Genomic DNA, 20,482 nt, shown 5'->3' on the forward strand with positions numbered 1-20,482 from the left:
CCTTTTCTAGCAACGGTCGGGGATTGGTGCGGTCGGTGATGTCGCCGCATGGGCGCCGGTCCCGCACCGCGCGAATAGGGGTTGCGGTAGAACTCGCCGGGAATCGGGCGGATATGCCTGGGTGGGCTTTTCGAGCTGTACTTCTCGTTCAGTACCGGGAGTAGTGCTGTCCAGTCGCCGGTTCGCCAGCGCAGATGCACTTTCGGCCGAGGTTTCGGTCCGAGGTCGCGGCGCAAAACCGAATACCGAGCGCATCGTGGGAATCCGGGCTGTGCGGACATGCCGTGCAGTACGGCGTTGATTCCAGTGCCCGTTCAAGGCTCGACACATTGGTCGCGTTCGACGCCATGGCGGCGCTCCAGTTCTCGGCCCTGCGATCGGGCCGGTTCGGGCGCCGAGGACGACATGGCTTGACCGCGCATGTTCGGGCCCTCGGCACCCTCAAGGCTACACGTGCCCGCCGGCCCCTGTGGCTCCGCGGGTGAACGACCCTCTCCCGGAACCTATTGCGATGACGCGTCGAGGGTTCACAACGTCCCGACGACCCTTCCTCGGCCCTCGGCGATCCTGTCGCAATTGCACCCGAACGAGTCCTCGATGCTTTCGTTGCGGAATCGTCCGCCCGTGCTCATCGCTCCGCTGCACGGGGCAGTGCGGGTGCTGATGCATGATGTGTTCCTGTGCGTCCTTCTTCTGAGGGAATCGGAAATCGTCTGCGCTGGAATCACGACCGCCAATCGGCGATACTTTGTCGACATTGCCGCGTCGGTGGCCGATCGCACGGCGGGGCGTTACGCACTCGTCGCCGTGGCATCGACGTCGGCGCTGTCTCCAAGGACTCGTCGCACGATGTCGGGCAATGCCCCGTTCAGGCGTGATGACCACGAGAACATCCCTGGTGTATCGTATGACGATATATAGTGCGGCGGTTCTGACGACTGAAGGGGCGAGGTGCCGTGACTGCAGAGGAGCACGTGGAGTCGGAGCCGTTGACGAAGCGGGATTTCGAGGCACTGGCACGTTTCCGCTTCGGTATCCGCCGCTATGTGCGCTTCAGTGAGGATACGGTCCGTGACCATGGCCTCACCCCGCAGCACTACCAGCTGCTGCTCGCACTCAAGGGATTTCCCGGCCGCGAATGGGCCACCATGCGAGAGTTGGCCGACCGCCTGCAGCTGCGTCATCACAGCGTGGTGGAGCTGGTCGACCGGGCGCAGAAGCAGGGTCTCGTGGAGCGCGCGCCGCACCCGTCCGACGCGCGGGCGGTACGGGTGGAGTTGACCGAGCACGGGCAGCTGATCCTGGCACGTCTGAGTGCGATGCACCGCGACGAATTGCTGCGCCTCGGACCCGCCCTCGAGTTACCCATCTGGGACGACCCTCCCCAGGATCGGTGACGTCGCGTCCGTTCGTCGACCGCCCGGGGCCGTGATCGGTCGCCCGCACATCAATCCCGGTTCCCATCAGCTGCCGGTCGGCGAAGATGCGATTGCCCGAGGGTCGGTAGGCACCGGGCGAGGAGCTGGTGCAGGCGGATCCCGGACATTGGGGACGTCGCGCTCGTGGGCGCAGGTTCTGCGGTAGGTGGTGCGAAGTAGCCGGCCTCGGCGGGACTCGGGCGAACAGCACAGACTCCGGCGATGCCGTCAAAACCTTGACGAGTCGGCGTTTGTCCAGTCGCGGAGCCAACTTGTCGGGGGGTCCTCTGTGAGCAGGTCGCCTGGTTGCAGCCACTCGTGTAGGTCCGCGTAGGTCATCGTGCGGTGCCCCTGGATGCGCCGGTTGAGCATCGACGGATCGAGGTCGCAGAAGTCGTCCAGCCCCATCGATGCCAGGATTTGTTGGGCGCTCGCGACGGTGGATCTCTGGAGGTTGTACACCCGGGTGGTCTTGTCCGGAACATTCAGTGCGCGGGCCCGGCGGGCGTCCTGGGTAGTGACACCGACGGGGCACCGGTTGGTGTGGCAGCGTTGGGCCTGGATGCAGCCGACCGCGAACATCATCGCGCGGGCGGCGAGGGTGAAGTCCGCTCCCTGGATCAGGCGTTTGATGATGTCGATTCCGTTGGCGACCTTGCCCGAGGCGCCGATCTTGATCCGGTCCCGCAGCCCGGTGCCCACCAACGCGTTGTGCACCAGCATCAGGCCTTCGGTGAGTGGCATCCCGACGTGGTCCTCGAATTCGAGTGGGGCAGCCCCGGTTCCGCCCTCAGATCCGTCGACGATGATGAAGTCCGGGGTGATGCCGGTCTCGATCATGGCCTTGCAGATGGCGAGGAATTCCGTGCGGGAACCGACGCACAGTTTGAAGCCGATCGGCTTTCCGCCGGACAGTGCACGAAGTGTGGTGATGAAGTCGATGAGCTCGAGCGGTGTGCAGAACGCGCTGTGGGAGGGCGGCGAGATCACGCTCTGCCCGACCGGCACCCCCCGGGTTCGGGCGATCTCGGGGCTGACTTTCGCGGCGGGCAGTACGCCGCCGAGCCCTGGTTTCGCCCCTTGGGAGAGCTTGATGGAGATGCATTTGACCTGCGGAAGGGCGGCCTTGGCGGCGAACTCGCCGGGATCGAAGTGCCCGTCGGCGTCGCGGCAGCCGAAGTAGCCGGAACCGATCTCCCAGATCAGGTCGCCGCCATGCTCGAGGTGGTAAGGACTGATACCGCCCTCGCCGGTGTCGTGGGCGAACCCGCCGCGTGCCGCGCCCCCGTTGAGCGCCTCGATGGCGTTGCCCGACAGGGCGCCGAAGCTCATCGCCGAGACGTTGTACAAGGCGATGTCGTACCCCATGGTGCACTGTGGACCGCCGATCCGAACATGTGGTGTGTCATCGGAGGCCGGATGCGCGCGCAACGAGTGGGTGACGAACTCGTATCCGGTGGCGGTGACGTCCCGTTCGGTTCCGAACGGTTCCACGTCCTTGGTGCCCTTGGCGCGTTCGTACACCGTGGTGCGGGTGTCGCGGTCGAACGGTGTTCCGTCCGTGGATCGTTCGATGAAGTATTGTTGGATCTCGGGGCGTATCCTCTCGAGCATGAACCGGGCGTGGCCGATCACCGGATAGTTCCGCAGCACACTGTGCCTACGCTGCAGCAGATCCCAGGCGCCGACCATGGCGATCGCCGCCACGATCACCGTGACGAGCAGCCACCACGCCGAGACGAAGAAGACCAGCGGCAGCGACGCCGACCCCAGCACCCAGGCGCCCGCGATGACCAGCCACCGGATCATGGGAATCCCTCCCGGCGCGTGGTCGCGGACGCACCCACCCTCCGTTGCGGCCCCCGCGCACCCGATCGAGCAGGTCCGGGCGAACAGGAAGCGCCATCGGTAAATCCAGGAAACCCCGACGAGTTCGAACAGGGCCGACACCACCACCACTGGGGCGGGGGCGGTGTCTCGGGGGTTCGGGACCGTGCCTGCCGGGGCATGAGCGTCACCGCGCACCTCCGGGCACCCGATCGGCCAGGTACCTCAAGAGCTCGTCCGGGTCGGCCAGTTTCGCCGGGTCGACCCGCTCACCGGAGCGCACCAGCGCATCGATGGCATCGGTGACACCCCAGGTGTTGACGTTCATGCCGGCCAGCACCCGCCCGTCCTGCATCCAGAAGGCGATGAACTCGCCGGCGGCGACGTCGCCGCGGAACACGACCGAGTCGTAACTACCGTGCGGGACGTAGCCGGAATACTCCATCCCGCTGTCGTACTGATCGGAGAAGAAGTAGGGCACCTGGTCATAGGCGGTGACCCGGCCGATCATGTTCTCCGCCGCCACCGGTCCCTGGTTGAGGGCGGCCGACCAGTGCTCGAGGCGCAGATGAGTTCCCAACAGCGGGTAAAAGGTGTTGGCGACGTCCCCGGCGGCGAACACGTCGGGGTCGGTCGTGGCCAGGTGTTCGTCGACGACGATCCCGTTGTCGACCGCCAGCCCGGCCGTCTCGGCCAGTGCGGTGTTGGGCACGATGCCCACCCCCACGACGATCGCGTCCGCCTCGACCACCGTGCCATCGGTGAGGCGGATTCCGGTGGCCCGGTTGTCCTCACCGACGATCTCGCGCACCCCGGAGTTCAGGCGCAACTCCACACCGTGGTCGCGGTGCAGGGCGGCGTAGGTTTCGGCGACCTCGGCGCCGAGCACCGCCAGCAACGGCAACTTCGATCTCCCCACCACCGTGACTGCGCAGCCCGCCGCTCGGGCGGCGGCCGCGGTCTCCAAACCGATCCACCCCGCCCCGACGATCACCACCCGGTCCGCCGCGGCGAACGCGGCCTTCATTGTCTCGCAGTCGGTGACCCGGCGCAGGTAGTGCACCCCGCCCAGATCGGCGCCGGGCACCTGCAGCCGGCGGGGCGACGAACCGGTGGTCAACAGCACCTTGTCGTATCCGAGCCGCTCGACGCCGTCGATGACCACCTCGTGTTCGGTCCGGTCGAGGGCGGTGACCGGGGTCCCCACCCGCAACTCGATGTCGTGGTCGGTGTACCACCCTGCCGGGTGAAGGTAGATCTTCTCCCGCTCGGTGGTGCCTTGGAGGTAGGCCTTCGACAGTGGGGGTCGGTCGTAGGGGCGGTCGGTCTCGTCGCCGATGAGAACGATCCGTCCGTCGAACCCGCCGGTGCGCAGCGCCTCAGCGGCCTTCGCACCGGCCAGTCCGGCGCCCACGATGACGAATGTCTGCTCTGCAGTGGCCATGTCATGTCCTTCTCTGATGCGAGGTGTTTCAGGTGCGAGGACCGATCTCATGCGTTGCGGTTCAGGTCGCGGTGTCCTGTTCACCGCGCGCCGTCCGTATCGCGCGCCCGGTCGGGTCGGGTCGGCCGGCCGTGCCGGTCATCGTTGCGCCAACTGGTGGGCTTTGGCACGGAGTTCGGTGAGCAGATCGGCGAACGACCGGTGAAAGGCGGCGACACCCTGGTCTTCGAGGGTGCGGCCGACGTCGTCCATGTCGACGCCCACCGCGGCGAGCTCGCCGAGGACGGCGGCCGCGCCGGCGGGGTCGGTGTCGATGGAGCGCGTGAGGGTGCCGTGATCCTCGAATGCCGTGATGGTGGCCTCGGGCAGCGTGTTGACGGTGTCCGGACCGATGAGACTGTCGACGTAGCGGGTGTCCGGGTAGTCGGGGTTCTTGGTCGAGGTCGATGCCCACAGTGGCCGTTGCACCCGGGCGCCGCGGGCGGCGAGTGCCTCCCACCGCGGACCGGTGAAGCGGTCCCGGAAGATCCGGTAGGCGAGGCGGGCCTGGGCGATCGCCGCCCGACCCCGCAACCCTGGGGCCTCGGGGTCGCCGCTGTGCTCGAGTCGTCGATCGACCTCCGTGTCGACGCGGCTGACGAAGAACGATGCGACGCTGCGCACCGCGGCCAGTTCCCCGCCCCGTGCCGCCAGCGCCTCCAGACCCTGCAGGTACGCCTCGATCACCTGTTCGTAGCGGGCGAGGGAGAAGATCAAGGTGATGTTGATGCTGACGCCCTTGCCGATCATGTCCGCGATCGCCGGTATTCCCTCCGCGGTCGCGGGGATCTTCACGAACACGTTCGGTCGGGCGATCCGTTCGTGCAGTCGCCCGGCCGCGGCGATCGTGGCGTCGGTGTCCCGTGCCAGTTCCGGGGCGACCTCGATCGAGACGAACCCATCGGTGCCGCCCGAGGTGTCGTAGACGGGCCGCAATATCGCGGCTGCGTCGACGACATCGGCCGCGGCGAGCTCCCAATACGCGTCCTCGACCGCGAGTCCCTCGGCGATGAGCGCCGCGAACTGTGCGTCGTAGGCATCGGAGCCGGCGATGGCCCGCGCGAAGATGGTGGGGTTGGCCGTCACCCCCCGGATCCCGGCGGCCACGAACCCGGCGAGGGTGCCATCGCGCAGGTAGGGGCGGGTGAGGTTGTCCAACCAGGGGCTTTGTCCCTGCTCGCGGTACAGGCGATGCAACCGGCTCGCCGTTACCCCTTCCGGTGGGGGTGGGAATCTGTTCATCGTCGTGCCTCTCGCCGTTCGGGCGTCTCATCCACGCCCACTTGGCTCCCCGCTCTGCCGGTGTGTGCACCGTGTCACTGCCGGTCGGTCGGTGGTGGTTCTCGTGTGGTGAGAAACTTCGATGGATCGCTGCCCGCCCGGGCCCCGGCGGTGAACCACGCCGCGAATCCCTGGGGATCGCGGCGCTCGATCTCGTCGAGGTACTGCTGGCGGATCCGGGCAAGTCGCAGTCGGTCGGTGACCGACCTGGCGTTCTGCAGCTCCGCGAAGCTGGTGCGCCAGCCGCGGCACAACGCATCGCCGGACAATTCCGCACAGCTCGGCGGCGGTGCCGGCGGGGAACCCGGAGCGCTCGCCTCGTCCGGATCACACAGAGCCGAGGGCTGCGGGGAGAGTAACTGCGCCAACGGCGGCCAGCTTCGGAGCCGCCGCGCCACCGGCCGGGCGGTGACCGTCAGCACGAGCACCAGCGGCACGGCCGCAGCGCCGGACAGTGCGATCAGGCCGACAATGCCGATCAGGGCCGCGCCCGCGGTGGCGGCGTTGAGTGCGGCGGTCGGCAGCGATGAACGCGGCGTGGCGGTGGCGGACCTGTCGGCCACCATCGCGGTCAGGCCGCCGCCGGTCAGTGCCGCGGCGAATGCCGCGGACACGAGGACGTCGGGGTGGACGGTGAAGATCGCGACCGCGAAGCCGACCAACCCCAGTGGCACGGTCACCACCCACCAGAGGATTCGGTAGACACCCATGGGATGTGATCCCTTGCAGAGATATGGCTTTGAGCGATGCGGACCGCCCTGGACCCACTGTGTCACCGAAAAGAAGATGACGAGCGGTGAGCGTCATGGGTCCCCGATTCGGGGGTTTCCAGATGCGGTCCCGATGGTTCGCGGTGTGATGCGCGACGAGCGCTTCCTGGCATGCGGCGGGTGCATGGAGGTTCGCGGTCCGCGATGCGCCGGAATGCCGGGTCGGTTGCGCGGGTCCTTCGATCGACGCGCGAGCCGATCCGGCGCCTCGCCCCTGCCGGTTCGTGTCCGTCAGGGACGGGCGGTGGTGCCCGGGGGCGAGTGTGCGTGTGCGGACGCTGCGTGGTGGACCACGACACAGCACCGGTCCGGTCGCGGGTCCAGTTCTGCGTGCGCGTCGTGTTGGGTGCTCCCGGCGATCGCGCCCTCGACGAGGCGTAAGTTCAACCCGCACACCACGTCCAGGTGGTCACGGGCGACATGGTGAAAGGGGCAGTTGCGTAGGTCGATACGGCCGTCGTCGGCGACCTGGGGCAGGTATCCGCAGCCGCGGAGCGCCGCCAGGAGATCTCCCCCGGTGTCGGCGACGGCCCGCTTGCCGGCGTCGAGCGCGGCCTCGTTCACCGCCGCCCGCACGGTTCCGCTGGTGTCCTGTTCGACCGAGGAGACGAGCAACCGGGCGAGCAGTTCATAGTCCCGGGGCGGCACGCTGACGGTCATTTCCGTCGTGGCCCGGGTGTAGAGCTTCGCCGGGCGGCCGGCACCGGGTCCGCCGCGGCCGGCCGGCCGCTGGTAACTGACCGTCACCAGGTCGGCATCGGCCAGCTTGTCGAGGTGGTAGGCCGCGAGGGTCCGGCCGACGTCGACGGCGGCGGCCGCCTGCTCCCGCGAGACCGGTGCGTCGCTTTCGGTCACGTAGTCATACAGCCTGCGCCGCAACGGATCATCGAGGTTGCTCAACGCCGCCAGCACCGCCGGCGCAGCGGATCGCGGAGTGGACATACCCCGACTGTAACACCAAAAAGTATTGACAAATAGGTGCGGAGGGAAGATTCTAAAAATGAGTCCTATTACTTTTACAAAGGGGTTTCTGATGACTACTCCCACGCCCGACTCGGCGGCGACCGCACCCACACCCGGCACAGCCCTGCAACGCGCTCGCAGTGACCCCGCCTACGGCGCGTTCCTGTTGCTGCGGATCGGATTCACCGTGCTCCCGATCGTGATGGGCATCGACAAGTTCACGAACGTGCTCACCACCTGGGAGGACTACCTGGCGCCGTGGATCGTCGACCTCAGCCCGTTCAGCGCGCACCAGACCATGCTGGTCGTCGGAGTGATCGAAATCGTCGCCGGCATCGCCGTCGCGATCAAACCACGCTATGCGGCCTACATCGTCGCCGCCTGGCTCGCCGGAATCGTGATCAACCTGCTGAGCTACCCCGGCTTCTACGACATCGCACTGCGTGACTTCGGACTGATGCTCGCCGCCCTCACCCTCGGCCGGTTGGCCTACGTGTACGACCCGGCCTGGCACCGGCGGACCGCACTCGCCCCGAAACTCAGTGCCGCCTAGCCGACACCGACGTGCGTCCCCTCGTTCCGGGGCGCGCGACGTCGACACCCTCATCATTTCGTCCACCCGCCCGAGGCCGCTGCGCTTCGCCGGGTGGACGCCGCACCACCACCACTGCGGAAGGAACCCGGCATGCCGTCGACCGCGACACTCCACGTTCTCCATCAGGCACCAGGACGAGACCTGGCTGCGGCCGAAGAGGCGGCAGCGGCGTTCCTGGAGGCACTCGGGATCGACCTGGACTCGGAAAGCCTGCGCGAGACGCCCCGCCGCATGGCCCACGGCTACGCCGAACTGTTCACCCCCGCGCCTTCGATCTGACCACCTTCCCCAACGACGAGGACTACGACGAACTCGTCCTGGTCCGCAACGTCCCGCTGCGATCGGTGTGTGAGCATCATCTGCTGCCGTTCGCCGGTACCGTGCACATCGGGTATCTGCCCGGCGAGCGCATCATCGGATTGTCCAAGCTCGCCCGCGTGGCAGAGCATTTCGCCTGTCGCCCCCAAGTTCAGGAACGGCTCACCAAGCAGATCGCGGGCTGGCTCGACGAACACCTGCATCCTCGGGGTGTCGGGGTGGTCATCGAGGCCGAGCACAGTTGCATGACCCTGCGCGGGGTGCAATCGGTGGGATCGGCCACCGTCACCTCCGCTCTGTTGGGAGCGTTGCGCGATGATCCTCGTTCGCGCCAGGAATTCTTCGCCCTCGCCGGCGTCCGCGCCTGACCGGGTGGGTGGACGACCGACGGCCCGTCATTGCTTCGGCCGGGCGGCACGCCGAGCGCTGCGCCGCTCCGCGTTGCGGTCTCGGCCCGGTGCCGGGCCGGAGCGGACGTCGGGCACGAGTGCGGGCCACCGGGGCTGCCGATCAGGACCTCGCCCGGGGGCGGTCCCAGACCACCTGGCCGTCGGCCCGCACCCGAGCGCCGTCCGCCGGGAGGTGCGGGGTGCGCCGGCCGTCGTGCATGAGGTGCTCGACGCGCACCCCGCGCCGCAGGACTGCGACGTCGGCGACGAGCCGGCGGTGGCACCGCCACCACACGCTCTCACTGCACATCATCGCCGTTTTCTGCCGCGCCGCCCGATCCAACAGCTCGGTCAGTGCCGCGGCGAACTCGGTGGTGCGGGTGTGTGCGGCATAGGCGGCGAACTGATCGACCTGCCACCACGGGTCCTCACGCGGCTCGCCGGGCGGCAGGCGGCGGCGACCGCCGAGTCGCGGCTCCCAGCGATAGCCGATCCCGGCGGCCGGCAACCAGTGCGTCATCATCTCGCTGCCGACATCGGGGTTGCGGCGACTGCCGGGATACCGGCGAATGTCGACCACCGCGTCGACGCCGGCCGCGGTCAGCAGCGTGGTCAGCTCCTCCCGACCGAGCCGGCCGTGCCCGACGGACAGCAACATCGCCTCACCACCTCCGCCTGCCGGAGACCACACCGCCCCCATGTGCGATCGAGGTCGGCGCCGGGCATACCGGCCGGCTAGCGTCGCGCCAGGTGGGCGACGCAGGTCTGGGGTGTTTCCCACGGGATGAGCCGATTGTCGGTTTCCGGTGCGCCGAGCCGGTCGAGGACGCCGCGCATCAGTCCGAGATGCAGCGCGCACACGACGTTCGGGCTCTGCCGGGCGACCGACTCGAACGGGCAGGCATGCAACCGGATTCGCATTTCCTCGGATGTGGACTCGAGTTCGGGGTCGAATCCCATCTCCGCGAACAGGGTGGTGAGGGTGCTCGCGGCGTCCTCGATCGATCGGGGTGCCCCAGGGGTGCCGGTGAGGTCGTCGAGTGCCCACGCCCGGCCGGCCGCCTCCGCCCGGCCCACGGGGTCGCCGCCGTCGGCACCGGCCCAGTGCGCCGCCAACACCCGAGCCAACCCCTGGTATCCGGAATCGGCGTGCCCCGGTTCGAGGGGGGCCAGCGCCCGGTAGAGCCGACGCGGGCGGCCGCGCGCCGGATTCCGCTCGGGTTCGGCCGAGACCAATCCGGCGCCGGTCAACGCGTCGAGGTGGAAGCGAACCGTGGTCACGTGCAGCTCGCACAGCGCCGCCAGTTCCCCGACGGTCATCGGCGTCGGACTGGCCCGCAAAGCGTCCAGCAGCTGGACCCGCCTGCGCGAGGCCAACACCGCGTGCGTCCCGGCGCGTCCGGCACCGGTTCCTTTTCGTATCGCCATACTGTATGACTTTAGAGGAAGGGATTCCTCTAAAAAAGGGTTAGCTTCCCGGAGGTGGCCATGACCTATGTGATCGCAGAGCCGTGCATCGATGTGATGGACCGGGCCTGCGTCGAGGAATGCCCGGTGGACTGCATCTACGAGGGCGGCCGGTCGCTGTACATCCACCCCGACGAATGCATCGACTGCGGCGCATGCGAGCCGGTCTGCCCGGTGGAGGCCATCTACTACGAGGACGACCTGCCCGCCCGATGGGAGGCGTTCACCGACGACAACGCCCGGTTCTTCCACCGCCCGCTCCCCGGCGCGAGTGCCGCACTGGGGATGCCGGGAGGGGCGAACAAGCTCGGTCCGCTCGCCGCCGACACCGAATTGGTCAGTGGGCATCCACATTCGGACCCCACCGCTACCGGCGAGGGGTCCCCCTGCGGCGGCGGCGCATCGTGACTCCCCTCACCGTGGACGTCGTCCCCGTCCGCCCGTACCCACAACGGCGCGGGATCAAGGGGACGTTCCTCTACCAGGCCGCCACCACCACCGACCCCAAGATGCTGGGTCTGATGTACATGGTCACCTCGTTCGTGTTCTTCATGGTCGGCGGGTGGATGGCCCTGCTGATCCGCACCGAACTCGCGGTCCCCGGTCTGCAGTTCCTGTCCAACGAGCAATACAACCAGCTGTTCACGATGCACGGCACCATCATGCTGCTGCTGTACGCGACGCCGATCGTCTTCGGATTCGCGAACTACATTCTGCCGCTGCAGATCGGCGCCCCCGACGTGGCGTTCCCCCGGCTGAACGCGTTCAGTTACTGGCTGTACCTGTTCGGCGCGATCATCACCGTGTCCGGGTTCCTCACCCCCGGAGGGGCCGCGGACTTCGGCTGGACCGGGTATTCCCCCCTGACCAGCGCGGTGCATTCGCCGGGGGTGGGCGGCGACCTGTGGATCACGGGACTGACGTTGGCCGGTGTGGGCACCATCCTCGGCGGCGTCAACATGATCACCACCGTCATCTGCCTGCGGGCGCCGGGGATGACGATGTTCCGGATGCCGATCTTCACCTGGAACATCTTCATCACCATGATCCTGGTCCTGATCGCCTTCCCGATTCTGGCCGCGGCACTGTTGGGCCTGCTCGTGGACCGGCACCTCGGGGCGCACCTGTTCGACCCGGCCACCGGCGGCGCCCTGCTCTGGCAACACCTGTTCTGGTTCTTCGGTCACCCCGAGGTGTACATCGTCGCGATCCCGTTCTTCGGCATCGTCTCGGAGATCTTCCCGGTCTTCAGCCGCAAGCCGCTCTTCGGCTACACCGGCCTCGTCTACGCGACCATCGCCATCGCCGCACTGTCCACCGCGGTGTGGGCGCACCACATGTTCGCCACCGGTGCCGTTCTGCTGCCGTTCTTCTCGCTGATGAGCTTCTTCATCGCGGTGCCCACCGGGGTGAAGTTCTTCAACTGGATCGGCACGATGTGGAAAGGGCAGCTCACCTTCGAAACCCCCATGCTGTTCTCGCTCGGTTTCGTGGTGACCTTTCTGTTCGGTGGCCTGTCCGGCGTGTTGCTCGCGAGCCCGCCGCTGGACTTCCACGTCACCGACTCCTACTTCCTCGTCGCGCATTTCCACTACGTGCTGTTCGGCACCATCGTGTTCGCCACCTACGCCGGCATCTACTTCTGGTTCCCGAAGATGACCGGACGGCTGATGGATGAACGGCTCGGCAGATGGCACTTCTGGACCACGTTCATCGGTTTCCACACCACCTTCCTGGTCCAACACTGGCTCGGCGCCGAGGGCATGCCCCGCCGCTACGCCGACTACCTCCCCACGGACGGGTTCACCTCCCTCAACACGGTCTCGACGATCGGCTCGTTCGTCCTCGGCGGGTCCGTGTTGCCGTTCGTGTGGAATGTGTTCAAGTCCTACCGGTACGGCCAGGTGGTCACGGTCGATGACCCCTGGGGTTACGGGAACTCGCTCGAGTGGGCCACCAGTTGTCCCCCGCCCCGGCACAACTTCACCGAACTGCCCCGAATCCGTTCCGAGCGCCCCGCGTTCGAACTGCACTACCCCCACATGGTGCAACGGATGCGCGCCGAAACGTACGTCGGCCGACGACCCAAGTCGGTCACGGTCACCGCCGGCACACAGTCTCCGAACCCGAGCGAGAAACGGGCCGGCGATGAGTGACACCGCCCACCGTTCCCACAGTCTCCTGCGGTGCCCCGAAGCCGAGGCGGCCGCGAAACATGCACGGTCCTGGCCGGTGAACGGCGGCGACCGGCCGACCCCGCGGGACGACTACTGCTGCACCCATCCACCGGACCGTCCGGCGAACCCGAACCCGAGCCCGCGTCGCAAGGTGGGTGGCACATGACTGAGGTGGCGCGCTACACGCAGTTGATCCTGCCGGTGTTCTGGCTCGGGATGGTCGTGGCGATTTCGTTTCTCGAGGCGCCGATCAAATTTCGGGCCCCGGGCGTGACCCTGGCCATCGGGCTCGGGATCGGCCGGAAGGTCTTCCTCGCGCTCAATGCGGTGGAATTGGTGCTGGCACTCGCGTTATTGGCGTCGTGCGTCGCCGCGCCACCGGACGCGACCGCGTTGACGGTGCTCGCGCTTGTCACGGTGGTGCTGGTGGTGCAGATCGCGGTGGTCCGCCCGCCCCTGAGTACACGATCGGACCGGATCCTCGCCGGCGAGGACCTGCCACGATCGAGGGTCCACCTGGTCTACATCGGACTGGAAGTAGCGAAGGTCGCACTGCTGATCGCGTTGATCTTCGAACTGTTCCGGGCGGTGGCCTCATGCCTTCACTGACACCAGACGAACCTACGCGCACGGATCTGGCCACTCGCGCCGACATCGAGGACCTGCTCCGCCGCCTCTACGGGCGCGTGCTCGTCGACGACCTCCTCGCCGGCCCGTTCGCCGAGATCCGCGAGAGCCGGGCTCGAATCACACCTGCCGATCATGGGCGACTTCTGGGAGACCGTCCGGTTCGGGGCCCACGTCTACCAGGGCAGCGCCCTGCGGGTGCCCCGGGCGGTCCACCTCGCGGCGCGGGTCGTCGGGGCGTCACAGCAGGCACTGCGCGACGCGGGCGCGCAGATCGAGCTCGCCCCAGCGCGGGACTGCGAGTGGAGCTGACGTGAGCACGAGTATTGATTCGGAGGCACGGCACCTCCTACGCTGGCTCACCCTCTGGTCCACCACGGTCGGGCAGCTGTTTCATGGTCCGATCGCGGCACACGCCACAGCCCACGCCGCCAGGATCGCCCGGGCGATGCACCGCAACCTGGCCGGCACCGACTCCGCCCGAACTCGATGCCCTCACCTCGGCGACTTCACCATCGGGTCCGCGAGGATATACCCATCTGATCGCTCCCCCGGCGGCGACCTCGACAACGGAACGGCGTCCCATCGCCGGGCGCGTGAGGCCACGAATCTCACCGGAAATCAACACAATCCGCGCCGAAAGGGCAGACAGTGGCCGCAGACAGGCCCACCGGGGTGCCAGCGTCGAGGTCGGATTCGTCCGCGACGGCAGAATCCGAAAGGAAGTGCATCAAACCGTGAACGAGAAGACATGGTCGGTGACCATCGTCATCGACGACTACAAATCGGCGGAGACCGGCGCCCAGACACGAGCGAGGGCCCGTCTGCGTACCAGCGGCCGGGCCGCCTTCGTGGGAACGGGACTCGCACGGCGCAATCCGCACCATACCGACGTCCCGGAGGTCAGCGATGACATGGCCGCTGCCCGCGCCCTGGCAGACCTGTCGCATCAACTGTACGAAGCGGCCGCGCAGCGGGAAGCGGTCACGCGCAGCGCGCTCACCTCCGCCCGCGCCGCCGACTTCGGCCTTCGACGTTTCTCGGCCTGAACCGGCCCGCGCACGAAATCCCCCGTCGACCCGATGGCGCGGGCCGGCGCCCGACACCTGCATTTCCACGGACACTCCTCCACAAGGACATCATGATGAGCGAACACATCTTTCACATAGCCCTCGCCGACGACTGGGAAGGCGCCGCACGGTTCGGAGAATACGAAGCGTCCACCCGCGCCCACACGCTCGATCAGGTGGGATTCATCCACGCCGCGACCGCGGAGCAACTCGAGCACGTCCTCGCCACCGTATACGGTGACGTCACTCTTCCCCTGGCGGTGATTGTGATCGACCAGGAGGCACTCCGCGATGCCGGCGTCGACGTTCGCTGGGACGAGATGGCGGGACCGTCGGGTACTCACGGTCGGTGGGTTCCGCGGATCATGGGAGCGGTGCCGCTGGATCCGGACATCGTTGTGGCGACCATCCCGCTCGAGAAACACGGTGAGAATTGGGCCGTCCCCGACCTTTCCGGGTACAGCGTCGGCGAGGCGGCGTCGTAGCAATCCCCCGCGCGCAAACCCAGATCGCCGCTGTCTCCACACGGCGGCCGAAGTGGAGGACAACTGTGCAGATTCACGCGCGGTCGCGCCGGTAGAGGTGGGTGCACAGTGCGGCTCGGGCGTGCACGAGTGCCTCACATCACCAGATGCGGTCGAAAGAAATCCGGAGAATGCAGATTCGATGCCTGTCGAACATCATCCACAGCGTCACTCTCGGAAACAACGTGTCACAGAGCGTTTCGGAGAACGATCGCCACCATCACCCCGACATCGCCACCATCACCCCGGCCCATACCCCGGCACCAGCGGCGCCGCGTTTCGGGCAACCCGACTCACCCCGCCACCAGCCTGGCCACACACAGTTCGGGTTCGACGAACGGCTCGAGGTGAGCAGACAGGGCCGGTCGCTGCGGCTTTCGGTTTCCCTCGGCCCCTGACGTGTCCAGCAGACCCTGCAGCAACCCCCGATGCACTCCGCACACCACCTCTGGATGCGCCCGGGCCAGATCCCGTACCGGGCAGGCGTGCAGGCGAATGATCCGTTCATGTTCGCCCGCGGGGCCGCCGCTGTCCGCCGCCGGCGGTGTCGACGGTCCCGGCGCCGAGACCAGCTCGGGGCCGAACCCCATCCGCGCGAAAGCATCGGTGGTGCGCGCCGCCGCGTGATTGAGCGCATCATCGGCATCCGGCTCCGGGGTGTGCCCGCCGTCACCGGTGCCTGCGCTGCGGGACGCCGCCATCCGCGTCGCCCATTCGTGCCCGGCGTGCTGCGCGCGGCGAGCCCGCGTTTGCACCGTCTGGCCCAGCTCCCTCGCGAGGACGTCGGCGAGAGTCCGGTAGTCCACGCGTTCCTCGATCGCCAGATAGCCGGTACGGGGCCGGCCGGCGCCCGGCCGATTCATCCGGGTGCGCGTGATCGCACCGTCGTCACACAGCGCGTCCAGATGGAACCGCACCGTCGTCACGTGCACACCGAGCTGTGATGCCAGCTCGACGGCGTCCACCGCACCCTCGTGCTCACGCACCATCCGAAGAACACGTTCCCGTTGCCGGTTGCGCGGCAGGACATTTCGGCGTGGCCCCCGGGTATCGCTGTCCTCGTTCACCTCGTCACCTTACATTCGACCAATTTAACGGATATACTTCCGTTAAATATTAGCCGCTTCAGAACAGCAGAGGTAGGGCATGACGGTCGACAGCATGTGCGGTCCCGACTTACCGATGACGACGCAGTTCGAGCTCTTCGGTCCCGGATTCGCCGAGTTCGTGTTGCCCTACCAATGCGCAATCGCGACGTTGACCACCAAAGTGCACATCCTGCGACAGGGTTTCACGCACCTGGATCGCCACTGCCCGATCGAGCATGTTTCGGCACGGGTGAAATCCCCCGACAGCGTCATGGCCAAAGCGCAGCGCCTGCGCTGCCCGCTCACGGCCGCCGACATTCGCCAGAACATCCGCGATATCGCCGGAGTCCGCATCACCTGCGGTCTCATCTCGGACACCTACCGCGTTGCGGACCTGATCGGCGGTCAGCCCGATGTCACCGTGTTCGAGGTCGAAGACTACATTTCGAAGCCGAAATCCAATGGCTACAAGAGTTTGCATGTGGCCGTCGAGATCCCGGTATTCTTGAGCGACCGAGTTGTCCAGGTACCCGTCGAGCTGCAAATCCGGACCATCGCCATGGACTTCTGGGCCAGCCTCGAGCACAAGATCTACTACAAGTACCAGCGTTCCGTGCTCCGCCGATTGTTGCAGGAGCTGACCGAGGCCGCCGACGTCGCACACCGACTCGACAGGAAGATGGAGCGGCTGCACAACGAAGTTGCCGGTCTGAAGTCGCCGGTGGACTCCGACGACGGTCCACTGCGCCTGGGGGCCATCGACCACGAGCATGGCGATCGCTCACAGAACCGTTGCGGGAAACCCCATAACTCGACCGCCGGGCCGCTCGTGCGATACCCGCCGGCGGATGGTGTGGATGTCTGCCGAAACACCACACATCTCACTGACCCAGTGCTGCTGGGCAACACCCGAGAATGACCCAGCATGCACCCACGCCATGCCGACGAAACCCCAATCCGTAAATCCCACGGCACCAGTTTTACCAATCATCAACAGACAGGAGGCCACTCATGTCCACACCAACCTTGCATGTGGATGCCTCGAAGGCGACACCCTCACCCGGTCGAGGACTGCGCTTGCGGCTCAAGCCCGCCCAGTCCCGCGGATTCGTACAGGGCGCCTGGTGGCCACGATCGACTCACCTCACCGATGAGCTTCCGGCCCTACTCACGGCCCTCTCCCGACGGCTGGGCCCCATCGACCGGATCGTCTACGACGAGAACGGCTGGGCGCCAGCACCATCGTCTATCGACCACGCAGGCAGCACGGTGGCTCTGCGACACTCCAGCGACCAGTCGAGCAACACACTGGCGATCACCGGCGAGAAGTTCGGGCGGCTGGTCCTGCTGGTGGTTCCTCCCTACACCGATCCGATCCTCGCCTATGCGACCATGATGACGGCGGCGAGTCCGCGCGACGTCTCCACCGCCGACGAACTGCTCGCGATCGGTGCGCGCGAGGCCGCGGATCGCCGGCTGGCACTGCTCGCCCAGCACCGCTGGGAGTCCGAAGGCGGAGCACTACGCCACCGTGGAGACCCGCCTGCGCCGCCCCGCCGCACCGGCGACCGCGACGGGGTGCGACGCTGAGTGACATCCAGGAGGAGACACGTTCCTTCCGGCCACTCTGCCTCCGCCACAGCGATTTTCACTAACGTCGGTCAGGGCGCCAGCACCGAGTGACTGTTGGACAACCCGCGCGAGAGCAGCCCGTCGAGCCACGCGCGAAACGTTGTCCGCCGGACGCGAGGTTCCGCATACCCCAAGTCGTGCGAGTGGCGGCGTGGTCATCGTGTTCCACCATTCGCCTGTTGATGAGCGACCCCACGGCACTGAAGCGTCCACAACCGCTGAGTGTATTCGTCACGTGCTTGCAGGAACGCAAGACAATGGGGTCAATGACTTTCCATGTCGGCGGGTAGCTCGGCGCATGACCGACGGCCTCACCGAGGAGGGAGGACCCCCAAGTTCGACTTCCCCAGGATGGCCCACCGTCTGGTGCTCGTGCTTGCCCTTTTCAGTGTCGCTCCTCCTGCCACCACCAGTCGCATAGCCGAGAGGCACTGTCGTTCCGGCCCACTCACACTACCGCGCGCACAGGGGAGTCCGCCGGTACAGGTGTTGCTTGATACAATCGTCGTGCACACCACGGCACGGGACTTGATCCACGGGACCAATGTCGTTTGCGTGCCGTGGGACGCGAAAAGTGCTCCTCCGATGGGATTCTCACGTCGAGGTTCTGCCTCAGTGGAAGTATGATGCGTATGCGAAGGCGCTGGCCGGCCGCACCCCCACCCGCGTGGCGCGGGGTGGGCATTGTTCACGGGCGTCCTATTCTCGCTGCCGACCTCGGGATCACCGTCGAACTCGTCGGCCTTCTTCGCTACCCGGCCGGGGTGGAACTGCGTCTTGCCCTCACCGCCTACGGGCACGCGGCCCAGCAGGCACGCTATGAAACACGACCGCTGACCGACCCCGGGGACCCGTCGCCGCGGTGGTCGTTCCTCCGAACGCACGTGCGCGCCAGGGATCTCACAGGCGAGGCCGACCCGTACCAGGCCCCGATCCTGTCGACCGGAACGACGCGGTCAATCGACTTCCGCACCACGCCGCGGTATTGGATAGACGGCATCCCCGCGCCGGCGTCGCTCACGGTGACCGTGGAATGGGCCCGGATCGGTCTGGCGGCGATGTCGTCGACCATCGAGATCGGACCCGTACCCCACGCCCGCCCCTGGTAGGACTGCGCCAGGTGGTGCGGTGGCACGGTCGGCAGGTACCGATCCAACGAATTAGTGCGCGTGGACGTTCGCGGGCGGTGGCGTAGCGGGCCAGTCCTGCCCAGCCGCATGTGGGTGAGCCAATCGCAGGGTGGCGAGGAAGAGGTGGGCGACGGTGACATGGCGGCGTCGCGGTGCCCGCCGAGCCAGGAGGGCTCGACATAATGGTCGCAAATGGCCAGTCCGGGCCCGGTTTTCGACGTTTCCGGCAGTCGTGCTCGATGCGCCATCGGATCGGACGTCGTGGCGTAGCGCACCAGCCGGTCACCACGGGAGCGGGCAGTTCACCGCAACAGCGAACTGAGCGCGGGGGGTGTCGACGTTCCGTCGAGGCACTCGTGTATGCGACGGAGGGTGGCCGCACAATCGGACCGCTCGGTGGGGTCGAGTTGGTCGAGGACGCGACGCAGCTCGTCCTGCCGTCGAGCATTCACCTGCTCGACGACGGCGCGCCCCCGCGCCGTCGGTTCCAGGGTGACGACGCTGCGATTCGATCGATCCGCGCCTCGGCTGAGGTGTCCGGAGGCGAGTAGACGATCCGCGAGGCGGGTGATGGTCGAGGCGGCAACACCCAGTGCTCGCGCCGCCTGACCCGAACTCACTGTGCCCTCCTCGCTGAGCACCATCAGCAGCCTCAGCTGCGGCAACGTGACGTCGACGTCGTCGCCCTCGATGCTGCGCAGCGCCACACCCACGAGATCTCGGGTGGCGACTTCGAATGCTCGCAGATCCTCGGAAGTCGTGGTCGCCGACTCGTCGTCACCGCCGTGTTTGTGCATAGCTCAAGTATTGCAGAAGCTAAGTCTTGCATGATGCAAGAACTTGGGTAGTTTGGTGGGTACTGGACCGCCGCGCCGCGCTGAGCCGTGACCTCGTCAGTAGTGTTCGAGCTTCGCCCCGATCCGGGCCCGGCGTAGCGACACGAGTACCCAGCCCGCTCGAGAGGAAATGAGGCCTCATGCACAGAGATTCTCCGCACCCTATGAACCCCGCGTCCGCATGGAAGATTTTGCGGCAGGGAAACGAGCGATTCGTCAACGGAACCCCACTGCATCCCAACCAGGGGATCGCGGACCGCGCGACGCTCGTCAACCGGCAGCACCCCACCGCCGTGTTGTTCGGATGCGGAGACTCGCGAGTCGCCGCCGAGATCATCTTCGATCAGGGTCTCGGTGACGTGTTCGTCGTGCGCACCGCAGGCCACGTCCTCGACGACGCCGTTCTCGGCTCGATCGAGTACGCCGTCGAAATCGTGAACGTTCCGCTCATCGTCGTGCTCGGCCACGACGGCTGTGGTGCCGTGAAGGCGACGCTCGACGCGCTCGACAACGGCGCGGTGCCGGACGGATTCATTCGCACCGTCGTCGAACGCGTGGCACCGTCGGTCATGACGGGACGCCGCGAGGGGCTCTACACCGCAGACGAACTCGAAGCCCATCACGTCGTGGAGACCGGCGCACTTCTTGCGCAGCGCTCACGCATCATCGCCGGACGCATCGAGGCCGGTACCTGCGCCATCGCGGGCGTCACCTACAAGCTGTCCGACGGCCGAATACACCTTCAGGGGACGGTGGGAGACATCGGCGAGCCCGGCGACCGACTCCCCAGAGCACCACGACTTCCGAGACCACATCACCTACCACCGGCGGATAGTGCGGGCGGGGCACCGGCGCGGCAGGGCGGCGCAGCCTGACCCGTCGATGCC

At 67.1% G+C, this 20,482-nt stretch carries 22 protein-coding genes and 2 pseudogenes; 14 read left to right on the forward strand and 10 right to left on the reverse strand.

The window, feature by feature from the left end; genetic code table 11:
* Positions 1-148 precede the first annotated feature (148 nt).
* Positions 149-349: an RGCVC family protein gene (locus CBI38_RS38600; RefSeq protein WP_230990374.1), complete on the reverse strand. Its 201-nt coding sequence runs from the start codon at positions 347-349 to the stop codon at positions 149-151.
* A 248-nt stretch (positions 350-597) separates the two neighbouring features.
* Between CBI38_RS38600 and CBI38_RS39495 the strand changes: the two genes are divergently transcribed.
* A complete protein-coding gene (locus CBI38_RS39495) occupies positions 598-921 on the forward strand; it encodes a hypothetical protein (protein WP_230990375.1) in 324 nt (107 codons plus the stop codon).
* A gap of 35 nt (positions 922-956) precedes the next feature.
* Entirely contained in the window at positions 957-1,397 is a 441-nt protein-coding gene (locus CBI38_RS31085) for a MarR family winged helix-turn-helix transcriptional regulator (protein ID WP_011599175.1), read from the forward strand.
* A gap of 249 nt (positions 1,398-1,646) precedes the next feature.
* On the opposite strand, the gene CBI38_RS31090 is transcribed toward CBI38_RS31085, so the two are convergent.
* From CBI38_RS31090 to CBI38_RS31110, 5 genes are all read right to left on the reverse strand, one after another.
* A complete protein-coding gene (locus CBI38_RS31090; protein WP_109336065.1) occupies positions 1,647-3,227 on the reverse strand; it encodes an FMN-binding glutamate synthase family protein in 1,581 nt (526 codons plus the stop codon).
* Between the two features lie 205 nt (positions 3,228-3,432).
* Positions 3,433-4,689 carry an NAD(P)/FAD-dependent oxidoreductase gene (locus CBI38_RS31095; protein ID WP_109335506.1) on the reverse strand — a complete coding sequence of 419 codons (1,257 nt, stop codon included), beginning with the start codon at positions 4,687-4,689 and terminating at the stop codon, positions 3,433-3,435.
* A gap of 138 nt (positions 4,690-4,827) precedes the next feature.
* Positions 4,828-5,970 (reverse strand): transaldolase, encoded by a 1,143-nt coding sequence (tal, locus tag CBI38_RS31100; RefSeq protein ID WP_204165034.1) that lies wholly within the window; start codon positions 5,968-5,970, stop codon positions 4,828-4,830.
* Between the two features lie 74 nt (positions 5,971-6,044).
* Positions 6,045-6,719 (reverse strand): hypothetical protein, encoded by a 675-nt coding sequence (locus tag CBI38_RS31105; protein ID WP_109335508.1) that lies wholly within the window; start codon positions 6,717-6,719, stop codon positions 6,045-6,047.
* 291 nt (positions 6,720-7,010) lie between these two features.
* The gene (locus tag CBI38_RS31110) at positions 7,011-7,721 is read right to left on the reverse strand and encodes a helix-turn-helix transcriptional regulator (protein WP_109335509.1); all 711 of its coding nucleotides are present in this window, start codon (positions 7,719-7,721) and stop codon (positions 7,011-7,013) included.
* 91 nt (positions 7,722-7,812) lie between these two features.
* Here CBI38_RS31110 and CBI38_RS31115 point away from each other — a divergent pair, with 91 nt between their 5' ends.
* Positions 7,813-8,295, forward strand: coding sequence for a DoxX family membrane protein (locus tag CBI38_RS31115; protein ID WP_109335510.1), 483 nt, complete (start codon positions 7,813-7,815; stop codon positions 8,293-8,295).
* A 132-nt stretch (positions 8,296-8,427) separates the two neighbouring features.
* A pseudogene (folE, locus tag CBI38_RS31120) lies at positions 8,428-9,023 on the forward strand (GTP cyclohydrolase I FolE).
* Positions 9,024-9,165: 142 nt separating this feature from the next.
* Here folE and CBI38_RS31125 read toward each other — a convergent pair.
* Together CBI38_RS31125 and CBI38_RS31130 are read right to left on the reverse strand one after the other, a co-directional pair.
* Positions 9,166-9,702 carry a DUF488 domain-containing protein gene (locus tag CBI38_RS31125; RefSeq protein ID WP_109336066.1) on the reverse strand — a complete coding sequence of 179 codons (537 nt, stop codon included), beginning with the start codon at positions 9,700-9,702 and terminating at the stop codon, positions 9,166-9,168.
* A gap of 77 nt (positions 9,703-9,779) precedes the next feature.
* Positions 9,780-10,472 (reverse strand): helix-turn-helix transcriptional regulator, encoded by a 693-nt coding sequence (locus CBI38_RS31130; RefSeq protein ID WP_109335511.1) that lies wholly within the window; start codon positions 10,470-10,472, stop codon positions 9,780-9,782.
* A gap of 60 nt (positions 10,473-10,532) precedes the next feature.
* Here CBI38_RS31130 and fdxA point away from each other — a divergent pair, with 60 nt between their 5' ends.
* From fdxA to CBI38_RS31165, 6 genes and pseudogenes are all read left to right on the forward strand, one after another.
* On the forward strand, positions 10,533-10,919 hold the full coding sequence (gene fdxA / locus CBI38_RS31135; RefSeq protein ID WP_109335512.1) for a ferredoxin: 387 nt from the start codon (positions 10,533-10,535) through the stop codon (positions 10,917-10,919).
* A complete protein-coding gene (gene ctaD / locus CBI38_RS31140; protein WP_109335513.1) occupies positions 10,916-12,667 on the forward strand; it encodes an aa3-type cytochrome oxidase subunit I in 1,752 nt (583 codons plus the stop codon). The genes fdxA and ctaD overlap by 4 nt, the downstream gene beginning before the upstream one ends.
* 183 nt (positions 12,668-12,850) lie before the next feature.
* Positions 12,851-13,297: a hypothetical protein gene (locus CBI38_RS31145; protein WP_109335514.1), complete on the forward strand. Its 447-nt coding sequence runs from the start codon at positions 12,851-12,853 to the stop codon at positions 13,295-13,297.
* Positions 13,285-13,541, forward strand: a pseudogene (locus CBI38_RS31150) (globin family protein); the annotation flags it as partial. The gene CBI38_RS31145 and the pseudogene CBI38_RS31150, both read left to right, overlap by 13 nt.
* Positions 13,542-14,052: 511 nt before the next feature.
* Positions 14,053-14,364, forward strand: coding sequence for a dsRBD fold-containing protein (locus CBI38_RS31160; protein WP_109336067.1), 312 nt, complete (start codon positions 14,053-14,055; stop codon positions 14,362-14,364).
* A 92-nt stretch (positions 14,365-14,456) separates the two neighbouring features.
* Positions 14,457-14,870, forward strand: coding sequence for a DUF952 domain-containing protein (locus CBI38_RS31165; protein WP_230990376.1), 414 nt, complete (start codon positions 14,457-14,459; stop codon positions 14,868-14,870).
* 332 nt (positions 14,871-15,202) lie between these two features.
* Here CBI38_RS31165 and CBI38_RS31170 read toward each other — a convergent pair whose 3' ends face one another.
* The gene (locus CBI38_RS31170; RefSeq protein ID WP_230990425.1) at positions 15,203-15,898 is read right to left on the reverse strand and encodes a helix-turn-helix transcriptional regulator; all 696 of its coding nucleotides are present in this window, start codon (positions 15,896-15,898) and stop codon (positions 15,203-15,205) included.
* A 157-nt stretch (positions 15,899-16,055) separates the two neighbouring features.
* Between CBI38_RS31170 and CBI38_RS31175 the strand changes: the two genes are divergently transcribed.
* The 3 genes from CBI38_RS31175 (at position 16,056) to CBI38_RS31185 (ending at position 18,738) form a co-directional block, all read left to right on the forward strand.
* Positions 16,056-16,916, forward strand: a complete 861-nt coding sequence (locus tag CBI38_RS31175) for a GTP pyrophosphokinase (RefSeq protein WP_109335517.1) — start codon at positions 16,056-16,058, stop codon at positions 16,914-16,916.
* Between the two features lie 158 nt (positions 16,917-17,074).
* The gene (locus tag CBI38_RS31180; protein ID WP_109336068.1) at positions 17,075-17,587 is read left to right on the forward strand and encodes a DUF5994 family protein; all 513 of its coding nucleotides are present in this window, start codon (positions 17,075-17,077) and stop codon (positions 17,585-17,587) included.
* A gap of 719 nt (positions 17,588-18,306) precedes the next feature.
* A complete protein-coding gene (locus CBI38_RS31185) occupies positions 18,307-18,738 on the forward strand; it encodes a hypothetical protein (RefSeq protein ID WP_109336069.1) in 432 nt (143 codons plus the stop codon).
* 323 nt (positions 18,739-19,061) lie between these two features.
* Here the strand turns inward: CBI38_RS31185 and CBI38_RS31190 are convergent, their stop codons facing one another.
* Complete coding sequence (locus CBI38_RS31190) at positions 19,062-19,556, reverse strand: MarR family winged helix-turn-helix transcriptional regulator (protein ID WP_109335518.1); 495 nt, start codon at positions 19,554-19,556, stop codon at positions 19,062-19,064.
* 203 nt (positions 19,557-19,759) lie between these two features.
* On the opposite strand from CBI38_RS31190, the gene CBI38_RS31195 reads away from it, so the two are divergent.
* Positions 19,760-20,470, forward strand: a complete 711-nt coding sequence (locus CBI38_RS31195) for a carbonic anhydrase (RefSeq protein WP_109335519.1) — start codon at positions 19,760-19,762, stop codon at positions 20,468-20,470.
* Positions 20,471-20,482: the final 12 nt, after the last annotated feature.

The sequence above is a fragment of the Rhodococcus oxybenzonivorans genome, from assembly GCF_003130705.1.
In the GTDB taxonomy this organism is placed as follows: domain Bacteria; phylum Actinomycetota; class Actinomycetes; order Mycobacteriales; family Mycobacteriaceae; genus Rhodococcus_F; species Rhodococcus_F oxybenzonivorans.

What these genes read in the sequence shown, in the direction of transcription:
- CBI38_RS38600 (WP_230990374.1), bottom strand. Translation starts at nt 349, where the DNA reads ATGGCGTCGAACGCGACCAATGTGTCGAGCCTTGAACGGGCACTGGAA.
- CBI38_RS39495 (WP_230990375.1), top strand. Translation starts at nt 598, where the DNA reads ATGCTTTCGTTGCGGAATCGTCCGCCCGTGCTCATCGCTCCGCTGCAC.
- CBI38_RS31090 (WP_109336065.1), bottom strand. Translation starts at nt 3,227, where the DNA reads ATGATCCGGTGGCTGGTCATCGCGGGCGCCTGGGTGCTGGGGTCGGCG.
- CBI38_RS31095 (WP_109335506.1), bottom strand. Translation starts at nt 4,689, where the DNA reads ATGGCCACTGCAGAGCAGACATTCGTCATCGTGGGCGCCGGACTGGCC.
- tal (WP_204165034.1), bottom strand. Translation starts at nt 5,970, where the DNA reads ATGAACAGATTCCCACCCCCACCGGAAGGGGTAACGGCGAGCCGGTTG.
- CBI38_RS31105 (WP_109335508.1), bottom strand. Translation starts at nt 6,719, where the DNA reads ATGGGTGTCTACCGAATCCTCTGGTGGGTGGTGACCGTGCCACTGGGG.
- CBI38_RS31110 (WP_109335509.1), bottom strand. Translation starts at nt 7,721, where the DNA reads ATGTCCACTCCGCGATCCGCTGCGCCGGCGGTGCTGGCGGCGTTGAGC.
- CBI38_RS31115 (WP_109335510.1), top strand. Translation starts at nt 7,813, where the DNA reads ATGACTACTCCCACGCCCGACTCGGCGGCGACCGCACCCACACCCGGC.
- CBI38_RS31125 (WP_109336066.1), bottom strand. Translation starts at nt 9,702, where the DNA reads ATGTTGCTGTCCGTCGGGCACGGCCGGCTCGGTCGGGAGGAGCTGACC.
- CBI38_RS31130 (WP_109335511.1), bottom strand. Translation starts at nt 10,472, where the DNA reads ATGGCGATACGAAAAGGAACCGGTGCCGGACGCGCCGGGACGCACGCG.
- fdxA (WP_109335512.1), top strand. Translation starts at nt 10,533, where the DNA reads ATGACCTATGTGATCGCAGAGCCGTGCATCGATGTGATGGACCGGGCC.
- CBI38_RS31145 (WP_109335514.1), top strand. Translation starts at nt 12,851, where the DNA reads ATGACTGAGGTGGCGCGCTACACGCAGTTGATCCTGCCGGTGTTCTGG.
- CBI38_RS31165 (WP_230990376.1), top strand. Translation starts at nt 14,457, where the DNA reads ATGATGAGCGAACACATCTTTCACATAGCCCTCGCCGACGACTGGGAA.
- CBI38_RS31170 (WP_230990425.1), bottom strand. Translation starts at nt 15,898, where the DNA reads ATGGTGCGTGAGCACGAGGGTGCGGTGGACGCCGTCGAGCTGGCATCA.
- CBI38_RS31175 (WP_109335517.1), top strand. Translation starts at nt 16,056, where the DNA reads ATGACGGTCGACAGCATGTGCGGTCCCGACTTACCGATGACGACGCAG.
- CBI38_RS31190 (WP_109335518.1), bottom strand. Translation starts at nt 19,556, where the DNA reads ATGCACAAACACGGCGGTGACGACGAGTCGGCGACCACGACTTCCGAG.
- CBI38_RS31195 (WP_109335519.1), top strand. Translation starts at nt 19,760, where the DNA reads ATGAACCCCGCGTCCGCATGGAAGATTTTGCGGCAGGGAAACGAGCGA.